The following is a 6,560-nucleotide window of genomic DNA, read 5'->3' as shown; positions in this document are numbered from 1 at the left end:
CGACCCGCTTTTTCGTGCCGCCCGACAACGGGCCGACCTTCGCCTCCGGCGCAAGCTGCAATCGCTCCAGCGTTTCGGTGACGCGCTGCTCCCAGGTCCAGCCGTCCATCGCCTCGATGCGGGTCTGAATGGCATCGAGATCATCGCTCGGGTCATGCGCTTCGTAGCGCTCGCGCAGCGCCTTGGCCTCGGCCACGCCGACGCTCACCGCATCGAACACGCTGGCGTCGGGGTCCAGCAGCGGTTCCTGCGCCACGAGCGCCAGGCGCAGGCCGCCTTGCAACTGGAGCGTCCCGTCGTCGGGCTTTTCCAGGCCGGCGATGATCTTGAGCAGCGAGGACTTGCCGGTGCCGTTGCGCCCGATCAGGCCGACGCGCTCGGCGGGCTCGAGCGAGAACGCGGCGTTGTCGAGCAGAGCGACGTGGCCGAAGGCCAGATGGGCGTTGGAGAGAGTGAGGAGGGCCATGGCGAAGTCGGAGTGAACCGCCGATTATCGAAGGCGAGATCCGCCCGGCGGGTCGCGCGGCTTTGGCGCCGCCGGATCAGCAGTGCCTTCGCGCCGCGTCGCTTGTGCCAGCGCGGCCTCCCGGTTGGCCCACCGCGCGACGCTTTCGCTCAGGACGCAGCCAGTGCCGCCTCCAGCGCATCGACGAACCGCGCCGCCGCATCGAAGCCGGCCTGCTGCGCGATCTCGGCGAAACCGGTGGGGCTGGTGACGTTGATCTCGGTGAGCGAATCGCCGATCACGTCGAGCCCAGCGAAGAGCAGCCCGCGCGCAGCGAGCACCGGCCCGAGCGCTTCGGCGATCTCGCGGTCGCGTGCGGAGAGCTTCTGCGCCACGCCCTTGCCGCCCGCCGCCAGGTTGCCGCGCACCTCCGTGCCCTGCGGAATGCGCGCCAGGCAATACGGCACCGGCTCGCCGCCGATCACCAGGATGCGCTTGTCACCGTGCACGATCTCCGGCAGGAAGCGCTGCACCATCACCGTCTGCGCGCCGAACTTGTTGAGCGTTTCGCTGATGCTGCCCAGGTTCAGGCCGTCCTCGCGCACGCGGAAGATGCCCATGCCGCCCATGCCGTCGAGAGGCTTGAGGATGATGTCGCGGTGCTCCGCATGGAAGGCGCGAATGTCGGCCGCGTCACGCGTCACCAGGGTCGGGCCGATGAACTGCGGGAACTCGAGGATCGCGAGTTTTTCGGGATGGTCGCGCAGCGCGCGCGGCGAGTTGAAGACGCGCGCGCCGTCGCGCTCGGCCTGTTCGAGCAGGTGCGTGGCGTAGAAGTACTCGCTGTCGAAGGGCGGGTCCTTGCGCATGAGCACCGCATCGACCTCGCTCAGGATTTGCGGGCGCCCCGGCCCGGACGCCTGTGCGGCGCGGTACCAGACGTCGGGATCGCCGGTCAGCTCGATGTCGAGCACCGAGGCGGTGACCCGACCTCTGCCCGGCAGCTCGCGCGAGCCGTGGCACCACATCAGGTGCCTGGGTTCGCACACCATGAGCGTGTGGCCGCGCCGGGCGGCCTCGCGCATCATCGTGAAGGTGGTGTCCTTGTAGATCCTGAATGCGCCGAGCGGATCGGTGACGAAAAGCAGTTTCATGGCGGGCGGTTTCCTAGAGGCCGCCACTGTTGCACAAGCGGCGCGATCGTGCCGGCTCGCGCGTCAGCGCAGCGCGGGCGGGCAAGAAGCGGGCGGCCCGCCGCCTGCGTCAGCCGGTCGCCTGCTGGCGCAGCCGGCGTGCCGCTTCGTCGGCCCGTGCGTCGTCGATCTCGCGCATCACGCCGCCCACATCCACGGCGCCGGTCTTGCGTTCGAAGCGGCCGGTGAGCTGCACTTCCGGGTGCAGCACGCCGCGCTCGTACAGACCCCAGATCTCCGGGCCGAACTCGGTGGGCAACAGTTCCGGCGCGAAGCGGCCGAAGAAGCCGCGCAGGTTGTCCACGTCGCGCAGCAGCATGCGTTGCGCGTGGTTGTTGCCGGCCGCGTCCACCGCTTGCGGCAGATCGATGATGACGGGGCCGTCTGAAGCCAGCAGGACGTTGAACTCCGACAGGTCGCCGTGCACGACACCGGCGCACAGCATCCGCACCACCTCCGTCAACAAGCTCGCGTGATGCGCGCGGGCCTCTTCGGGCGTGAACGCCACGTCGTTGAGCCGCGGTGCGGCGTCGCCGTTCGGGTCGGTCACCAGCTCCATCAGCAGCACGCCGTCGCAGAAGTTGTGCGGCTTGGGCACGCGCACGCCGGCGGCGGCAAGGCGGTAGAGCGCATCGACCTCGGCGCTTTGCCAGGCCGCCTCCTGCGCCTGCCGGCCGAAGCGGGTGCCCTTGGCCATCGCGCGGGCCTGGCGGGTGTTCTTGACCTTGCGGTTCTCGGTGTAGTCCACCGCCTGGCGGAAGCTGCGCTGCTCGGCCTCCTTGTAGACCTTGGCGCAGCGGGTGTCGCCGCCGCAGCGCACCACGTAGACCATCGCCTCCTTGCCGCTCATGAGCTGGCGCACGACGGTGTCGATCAGGCCTTCCGCGATCAGCGACTGCAGTCTTTTGGGTGCTTTCATTGCGGCGATTTTGCGCTGCGGCGCTTCGCCCGCGCGCGCTGGGCGGTCTTGGGCAGCGGGCACGCTCGCAGCGCTTGGCCCAGATCGCGCCGCCTCAGATCTCCACCTTCGAGCCCAGTTCCACCACCCGGTTGGTCGGCAGTCTGAGGAAATCGGCGGCGGCGGCGGCGTTGCGGTGCATGCTCGCGAACAGCTTCTCGCGCCACATCGCCATGCCTGAGCCGAGCGTCGGGATGACGATGTCGCGCGAGAGGAAGTAGCTGGTCTCCATGTCGTCGAACTGCACGCCGCGGCTGCGCAGCAGGCCGAGCGCCTCAGGAACGTCGGGCTCGTTCTTGAAGCCGAAGTTCAGCGTCACCTGCCAGCAGCAGTGGCCGAGCGACTGCAGCTCGCAGCGTTTGCTGAACGCGATCCAGGGCACTTCGTGGTGGCGCACGGTGACGAACAGGTTCTGCGCATGCAGCACCTTGTTGTGCTTGAGGTTGTGCAGCAGCGCGTTGGGCGTGCTGCCCTGCTCGGCCGCGAGGAAGACCGCGGTGCCGGCCACCCGCACCGGCGGGCTGATGAACACCGATTCGAGGAAGCTCTCCAGATCGATCGTGTCTTCACGCAGCCGCGCGCCCATCAGCTCGCGGCCCTGCTTCCAGGTCATCATGAGCAGGAACATCACCGCGCCGATGGCCAGCGGGAACCAGCCGCCGTCGAACAGCTTGATCGCGTTGGCGGCGAGGAACACCGCATCGACGACGAAGAAGAAGCCGGTCGCGGCGATGCACAGCGCCCACGGGTACTTCCAGCCGTAGCGGATCACGAAGAAGGTCATCACAGTAGTGATCAGCATGTCGATCGTCACCGCCAAGCCGTAGGCCGATGCCAATGCGCTGCTCGAGCCGAAGGCCACCACCGCCAGAACGATGCAGCCGTACAGGCTCCAGTTGACGAACGGCACGTAGATCTGGCCGGTCTCGCGCACGGAGGTGTGCGAGATGCGCAGCCGCGGCAAATAACCGAGCTGGATGGCCTGCTTGGTGACGGAGAACGCCGCGGTGATCAGCGCCTGCGAGGCGATCACCGTGGCCGCCGTAGCCAGGCCGATCAGCGGGAACAGTGCCCAGGCCGGCGCCATCTCGTAGAACGGGTTCTTCACCGTCTCTGGCCGCGCCAGGAGCATGGCGCCCTGGCCGAAATAGTTGATCGTGAGCGCCGGCCAGACCAGGCCGAACCAGGCCAGCCGGATCGGCTTCTTGCCGAAGTGGCCCAGGTCGGCATAGAGCGCTTCGGCCCCGGTCACGCACAGGATCAACGCGCCGAGCGCGAAGAACCCCGTGCCCGGGTTGACCCAGATGAACAACAGCGCATGGTGCGGGCTGAGCGCCGCGAGCACCGCAGGATTGCGCGCGATGTGGCCGACTCCCAGCAGCACCAGCACGGCGAACCACAAGACCGTGACCGGGCCGAAGAACTTGCCGATGCCGCCGGTGCCGAAGCGCTGGGCGGCGAACAGCAGGGTCAGCACGAGCAGGGTCACGGGCACGATGAAGTCGTGCAGGCCCGGGGCCGCGACCTCGAGGCCTTCGACCGCCGACAGGACCGAAATCGCCGGCGTGATGAGGCCGTCACCGAAGAAGATCGCGGTGCCGAATATCCCCAGCACCAACAGCCGCCGCCGCAGCGCCGGTTTCTCGCGCACCGCCTGCGAGGCCAGCGCCAGCATGGCGATGAGGCCGCCTTCGCCATGGTTGTCGGCGCGCAGGATCAGAAGCACGTACTTGAGCGAGACGATGGTCGTCATCGTCCAGAACACCAGCGACAGGATGCCGAAGATGTTGTCGGGCGTCAGCGGCAGGCGGCCGTGAGCGAATATTTCCTTGAGCGCATACAGCGGGCTGGTGCCGATGTCGCCGTAGACGACACCAACAGCGCCCAGAGTCAAAACCGCCAGCTTGGAGCCGGTCGGCGCGACGGAAGAACGTGACTGCACAGGCAGGGATGGGGATCGGCGGGAGCGCGATTGTGCGCCGCGGACTCGCCGCACGCGATAACCATGCTGCAGTGCAGCAAATCGAACGCAGCCGGCCAAGCCGCTGCTGCGCTGTAAAGCCCCGGCGGATGCCGGTGCACCCTGCGACACCGGCCACTGTCGCCGGCTCATACGCAGCGACGTGCGCGGCGCTTCTCACTTGCTCAGCGTGGAACTGCGTGAGCGAGCTGAGCCCGCCGGCCTACTCGTACACCTCGGCGTCCGGGTCCGTCGCCTCGAGTTCGTAGCTCGCTCCCAGCATGGCGAGGCGCCCGATCACGCCGTACATGTAGAACCGGTTCGGCGCACTCGCCCCCGGCTTTTCGCCCGGCTTGGGCAACTGGTGGTGCTCGGCGAAGGCCAAGGGCACGAAGCTCGCACCCGGCGCATTCAGGTTCTCGTCGATGCCGCGCTCGGCATGCACGCGGTAAAAGCCGCCCACCACGTAGCGGTCGATCATGTAGACCACCGGCTCGGCGACCGCATCGTTCATGCGCTCGTAGGTCGGCACGCCTTCCTGGATGATCACCTCGGAGACCTCTTGGCCGTCCTTGATGACGCTCATCTTGTTGCGCGACTTGCGGTTCAGCTCTTCCAGGTCCTTGGCATCGCGCACGGTCATGATGCCCATGCCGTAGGTGCCGGCGTCGGCCTTGACGATGACGAAGGGCTTTTCCTGGATGCCGTATTCCTTGTACTTGCGGCGGATCTTGCCGAGCAGCGCGTCGGCGTGGCTCTGCACGCACTCCTGGCCCGAGCCGTCCTGGAAGTTGACCTTGCCGCACTTCGCGAACATCGGGTTGATCAGCCACGGGTCCATGCCGAGCAACTTGGCGAACTTCTTGGCCACGTCTTCGTAGGCCTGGAAGTGCAGGCTCTTGCGCCGCACCGCCCAGCCCGCATGCAGCGGCGGCAGCAGATATTGCTCGTGCAGCCCTTCCAGCACCTTGGGGATGCCGGCGGACAGATCGTTGTTGAGCAGGATGGTGCAGGGGTCGAAGTCTTTCAGGCCGAGACGGCGCTTGGTGCGCAGCAAGGGCTCGAGCATCAGCGAGGAGCCGTCGGGCAGCGGCAGCGGGGTCGGCTCGGTGATGGCCTCGTCGAGCGTGCCCAGGCGCACGTTCAAACCGGCCGAGCCGAATATCTGCATCAACCGCTGAACGTTCTGCAGGTAGAAGCTGTTGCGGGTGTGCCGCTCGGGGATCAGCAGCAGGTTCTTGGCCTCGGGGCAGATCTTTTCGATCGCCGCCATCGCCGCCTGCACCGCCAGCGGGAGCATCGCCGGGGTCAGGTTGTTGAAGCCGCCGGGATAGAGGTTGGTGTCGACCGGCGCCAGCTTGAAGCCGGCGTTGCGCACGTCCACCGAGGTGTAGAAGGGCGGCGTGTGCTCCATCCACTCGAGCCGGAACCAGCGCTCGATGGCCGGCATGGACTCCAGGATGCGCTGCTCCAGTTCGTTGATCGGGCCGTTGAGCGCGGTGATGAGGTGCGGAACCATGGCGAACGCCTTTGCCTGATGCTGGAAACGAATTCTAGGCAGGTGGCGACGAGGGTGCGGCTTGCAAGGCCGCCCGCCGCCGGAAGCGCAAAGGCCGCCCGAAGGCGGCCTGGAAAGATCCCCCTCACCCCGACCCTCCCCGCAAGCGGGGCGAGGGAGTGACCGGTCTTGCGCCCTCTCCCGCGGGCGGGAGAGGGCGGGAGGGGGTGAGGGTGAGGCCGCTCAACCGTGGTACGCCGTCTCTCCGTGCGAGGTGATGTCCAGCCCCTCGCGCTCGGCCTCTTCCGACACGCGCAGCCCGACCACCATGTCGACGATCTTGTAGGCGACGAAGGCCACCACCGCCGACCACGCGATCGTGATGAGCACGCCCTCGGCCTGGATCAGCATCTGGCTGACCATCGAGTAGTCGTCGCCCTTCACCCCGCCCAGCGAGCCGGCCGAGAACACACCGGTGAGCAGCGCGCCGAGAATGCCGCCCACGC

The 6,560-nt window shown here is 67.6% G+C and carries 5 protein-coding genes and 1 pseudogene; all 6 read right to left on the bottom strand.

Annotated features, from left to right (window positions below; translation table 11 throughout):
• A partial coding sequence (locus H0W38_RS13525) for an ATP-binding cassette domain-containing protein (RefSeq protein WP_292454880.1) occupies positions 1 to 466 on the bottom strand: 466 nt, incomplete at its 3' end.
• A 149-nt stretch (positions 467 to 615) separates the two neighbouring features.
• Complete coding sequence (gene gshB / locus H0W38_RS13520; protein WP_292454879.1) at positions 616 to 1,599, bottom strand: glutathione synthase; 984 nt, start codon at positions 1,597 to 1,599, stop codon at positions 616 to 618.
• A 109-nt stretch (positions 1,600 to 1,708) separates the two neighbouring features.
• Positions 1,709 to 2,557, bottom strand: coding sequence for a PA4780 family RIO1-like protein kinase (locus tag H0W38_RS13515; RefSeq protein WP_292454877.1), 849 nt, complete (start codon positions 2,555 to 2,557; stop codon positions 1,709 to 1,711).
• A gap of 94 nt (positions 2,558 to 2,651) precedes the next feature.
• Positions 2,652 to 4,538, bottom strand: coding sequence for a potassium transporter Kup (locus tag H0W38_RS13510; RefSeq protein ID WP_292454875.1), 1,887 nt, complete (start codon positions 4,536 to 4,538; stop codon positions 2,652 to 2,654).
• A 241-nt stretch (positions 4,539 to 4,779) separates the two neighbouring features.
• On the bottom strand, positions 4,780 to 6,075 hold the full coding sequence (gene gshA, locus H0W38_RS13505; protein WP_292454872.1) for a glutamate--cysteine ligase: 1,296 nt from the start codon (positions 6,073 to 6,075) through the stop codon (positions 4,780 to 4,782).
• A 222-nt stretch (positions 6,076 to 6,297) separates the two neighbouring features.
• A pseudogene (locus H0W38_RS13500) lies at positions 6,298 to 6,560 on the bottom strand (ammonia channel protein); the annotation flags it as partial.

It is taken from the genome of Methylibium sp., assembly GCF_013817365.1.
Taxonomy (GTDB): domain Bacteria; phylum Pseudomonadota; class Gammaproteobacteria; order Burkholderiales; family Burkholderiaceae_C; genus Methylibium.
Note: the sequence above shows the minus strand (reverse complement) of the source record. Positions and strands in the feature narration are given on the sequence as shown.